Source organism: Kitasatospora sp. NPDC059722, from assembly GCF_042733235.1.
GTDB lineage: Bacteria > Actinomycetota > Actinomycetes > Streptomycetales > Streptomycetaceae > Kitasatospora.
The window spans coordinates 98,852-102,886 of record NZ_JBHWGD010000002.1 but is presented as its reverse complement, the minus strand read 5'-3'; the positions used below and the strand labels follow the sequence as shown (position 1 = coordinate 102,886).

Annotated in this window: 3 protein-coding genes; 2 read left to right on the top strand and 1 reads right to left on the bottom strand. The window is 73.7% G+C overall.

The features are described from left to right. The first annotated feature begins 336 nt into the window (after nt 1-336). Nucleotides 337-2,235 (top strand): amino acid transporter, encoded by a 1,899-nt coding sequence (locus ACFV4F_RS01725; RefSeq protein WP_380500153.1) that lies wholly within the window; start codon nt 337-339, stop codon nt 2,233-2,235. A gap of 138 nt (nt 2,236-2,373) precedes the next feature. Continuing rightward, complete coding sequence (locus tag ACFV4F_RS01720; RefSeq protein ID WP_380500072.1) at nt 2,374-3,135, top strand: class I SAM-dependent methyltransferase; 762 nt, start codon at nt 2,374-2,376, stop codon at nt 3,133-3,135. 60 nt (nt 3,136-3,195) lie between these two features. Here ACFV4F_RS01720 and ACFV4F_RS01715 read toward each other — a convergent pair whose 3' ends face one another. After that, the gene (locus ACFV4F_RS01715; protein WP_380500071.1) at nt 3,196-3,816 is read right to left on the bottom strand and encodes a transglycosylase family protein; all 621 of its coding nucleotides are present in this window, start codon (nt 3,814-3,816) and stop codon (nt 3,196-3,198) included. Nucleotides 3,817-4,035: the final 219 nt, after the last annotated feature.

Below are 4,035 nucleotides of genomic sequence, written 5' to 3'. Positions count from 1 at the left end.
GGGTGTGGGGGGCGCGTTTCGCGCGCGCGGGGGCGGGGGGGGGGGGGGGGGGCGGGGGCCCCCCCCCCCCCCCGCCCCGCGCCCCCGACGGCTCCAAGACGTCCACCACCATGACGTTTTCTTAACGCGGGCCGATGACGACTCCTTAACGCCGGTCGCATAGCCTGGCGCACTGCCGTCGCCCGACGGCGCTTTTACGGGGTCTTGAACAAGAGGTGCAAGGTGGTTTCGTCGGGTTCGACGGAGACGGGGACGGCGCAGGTGGCGGCGTCCCCGGAGGTGGCCGCGCCGTCGGCGCGAATACGCCTCCGCAGTTGGCTGCTGGCCGACGCGTCCGTGGCCAAGGACACGCAGGGTGACCAGAGCGGGCAGGACGGCGGCGAAGCGCACGGCGGCCACCAGGGCCAGCGCTGGTGGCGCGTGATGTGCCTGACCGGCCTGGACTACTTCTCGACGCTCGGCTACCAGCCGGGCATCGCCGCCCTCGCGGCCGGCCTGCTGTCGCCGATCGCCACGATCGTGCTGGTGATCGTGACCCTGCTGGGCGCGCTGCCGGTCTACCGGCGGGTGGCCCAGGAGAGCCCGCGCGGCGAGGGCTCGATCGCGATGCTGGAGCGGCTGCTGTCGTTCTGGAAGGGCAAGCTCTTCGTGCTCGCCCTGCTCGGCTTCGCGGCGACGGACTTCATCATCACGATCACGCTCTCGGCCGCCGACGCCAGCGCGCACCTGGTCGAGAACCCGCACCTGAACAGCGTCCTCGGCGGCAAGCAGATGCTGATCACGCTGATCCTGGTCGCGCTGCTCGGCGCGGTGTTCCTGAAGGGCTTCGGCGAGGCGATCGGCCTGGCCGTCGGCCTGGTCGTGGTCTACCTGGCGCTCAACGTCGTGGTCGTCGCGGTCGGCATCTGGAAGATCATCCAGGCTCCGCACGTCGTCACCGACTGGTCCAACGCGCTGACCGTCCAGCACGGCAACATCTTCGTCATGATCGGCGTCGCGCTGGTCGTGTTCCCCAAGCTCGCGCTCGGCATGTCCGGGTTCGAGACCGGCGTCGCCGTCATGCCGCACATCGAGGGCGACGCGGGCGACACCGAGGCGAACCCGGCCGGCCGCATCCGCGGCACTCGCAAGCTGCTCACCACCGCCGCCGTGATCATGAGCACCTTCCTGATCGCCACCAGCTTCATCTGCACGCTGCTCATCCCGGCCAAGGAGTTCGAGGCCGGCGGCGAGGCCAACGGCCGCGCCCTCGCCTTCCTCGCGCACCAGTACCTGGGCGGCGCCTTCGGCAGCGTCTACGACCTGTCGACGATCGCGATCCTGTGGTTCGCCGGCGCCTCCGCCATGGCGGGCATGCTGAACCTGCTGCCCCGCTACCTGCCGCGCTACGGCATGGCCCCGCACTGGGCGCGCGCCGTCCGTCCGATGGTGATCGTCCTCACCCTCGTCGGCTTCCTGATCACCTGGCTGTTCGACGCCAACGTCGACGCCCAGGGCGGCGCCTACGCGACCGGCGTGCTCGTGCTGATCAGCTCGGCGGCCATCGCCGTGACCATCGCCGCCTACAAGAAGCGCCAGCGCGGCTGGACCACGGCCTTCGGGATCATCTCGGCCGTGTTCCTGTACACCACCGTGATCAACACGATGGAGCGTCCGGACGGCGTCAAGATCGGTGCCTGCTTCATCGCCGGCATCATCCTGGTGTCGCTGCTCTCCCGGCTCAAGCGGGCCTTCGAGCTGCGCGTCACCGACGTGACCCTGGACGACGTCGCCGAGCGCTTCATCCGCGACTACGCGCACCGCCCGCTGCGCCTGATCGCCAACGAGCCGACCCACCGGGACGTCGCCGAGTACCGCGACAAGATCCGCCAGATCCGCGCCGACAACGACATCCCGGGCGAGGACGACCTGGTCTTCGTCGAGGTGACGGTCCGCGACGCCTCGGACTTCGAGTCCGAGCTCACCGTCCGCGGCGAGGTGCTGCACGGGCGCTACCGGGTGCTGACGCTGGAGAGCTCCAGCGTCCCGAACGCGATCGCCGCGCTGGCGCTCACCGTCCGGGACCGCACGGGCCAGCGGCCGCACCTGTACTTCGAGTGGACCGAGGGCAACCCGTTCGCCCAGTTCCTGCGGTTCTTCCTGTTCGGCCAGGGCGAGGTGGCCCCGGTCACCCGCGAGGTGCTGCGCGAGGCGGAGCCGGACCGCACGCGCCGCCCGCGCGTCCACGTCGGGTAACGCGCCCCGCCGTCCGTCGGCCCGTCCGGTCCTGGTGACCGGGCGGGCCGACCGCTTTCCCGGGGGCGCCCGGTCTGCCGGGATCGGGAGTTCCTAACATGCCGTCAGGGACAGGAACTTCGGACGGAAGGTACCTCCATGAACACCGCACCCGAGCATTACGACCGGCTCCTCGCCGCGCACTACACCTGGATGCTCGGCGGTGACGTCCCGGCCCTCGCCGCGGCCCAGGCCGAGCTGCTCGCCGGACTCGGCGTGCGGGCGGACGGCCCCGGCCGGCTCGCCGTGGACCTCGGGGCCGGGCCGGGGCCGCAGAGCCTCGCCCTCGCCGCGCTGGGCTACGGGACGGTCCTCGCCGTCGACACGAGCGCGCGGCTGCTCGACGAACTGACGGAACTGGCGGCGAAGGCCGGGCACGCGGACATCGTCCGGCCGGTCCTGGCGGACCTGCGGGGCGCTCTGCCGGCACACACCGCGCCGGGCACAGTGGCTGCGGTGGTGTGCATGGGGGACACGCTCACGCACCTCCCGGCGCGGCAGGACGTCGTCGCGCTGCTGGGGGACGCGGCGCTCGCGCTCGCACCGGGCGGGCGGCTCGTGCTGTCCTTCCGGGACCTGACCCGCCCGCTCACCGGCACCGACCGCTTCCTCCCGGTGCGGGCCACCGAGGACCGGATCATGACCTGCGTGCTGGAGTACCCGGACGAGGACGCCGCGCTGGTGCACGACCTGGTCCACACCCGCAGCGGCGGGACGTGGACGCAGGAGGTCAGCAGCTACCCGAAGCTGCGGCTCTCACCGGAGTGGGTCGAGGAGCAGTGCGCGGCGGCGGGTCTGGCCGTCCGGCACAGCGAGGTGGGGGCGCGGGGGCTGCACGTCCTCGTGGCGGAGTCGGCGTGACGACACCGCCCACGCCCCCGCCAGTGACGGGGGCGTGGGCGGCGGCGTGTCCGGCCGGGCTCAGGACGGCAGGCGCAGGACCATGCCGGGCTGGATGAGGTCGGGGTCGTCGCCCACGACGTCGCGGTTGGCCTCGTAGAGGGCGGGCCAGCCGCCGGGGAGGCGGAGGGTGTCCGCGAGGCCGAACAGGGTGTCGTCCTGGCCGACCCGCCGCTCGCCGCCGGCGAGCGCGGTGGCCGGGGCGGCCGGCGGCGGCAGGGCGGTGCCGCGGGCGTGCTCCCGATCGCGGTCGTGGTCCCGGGTCCGGTCGTGGTCGCGGGTCGCGCGGGCGCCGCAGAGCGGCCAGGGGCTCAGGCCGCGGCGCTCGGCGAGCACGGTGGCGACGGCGATCTGCTCCTCGCGGGTGGCGAGGTCGGCGCGCGGGGCGTAGGCGAGGCCGCCGTTCTCGCGCCAGGTGGGGTTGTCGAACTGGAGGCCGCCGAAGTAGCCGTTGCCGGAGTTGATGTGCCAGTCGTGGCTGCTCTCGCAGTCCGCCACGTTCTCCCAGTCGTACCTCCCGACGGGGTCGGCCCCGTGGCCGCCGCCCGGGGGTGCGGCCTGCGCCGCGGGGGCCGCGAGGGCGACGGCCAGGGCGCAGAGGGCGGTGGGGACGAGGCTGCGGAGACGGGCGGTGGGAGGCATGGGCGGCTCTCAGGTCCGGGGACAGGGCGTACGCCGTCCGGAGGCGGCGCATGTCCACCGACGCACGCCGGGTGGGGCGGACGGTTGCCGACGCGTCCGGAAAGTCACCCGCCCGGGGGGCCGGGGGGCCCCCCCCCCCCCCCCCCCCGCGGGGCGCCCCCGCCCCCCCCGCCCGCCGCGCCCCCCCCCCACCCCACAAACAGCGACACCACACCGCGG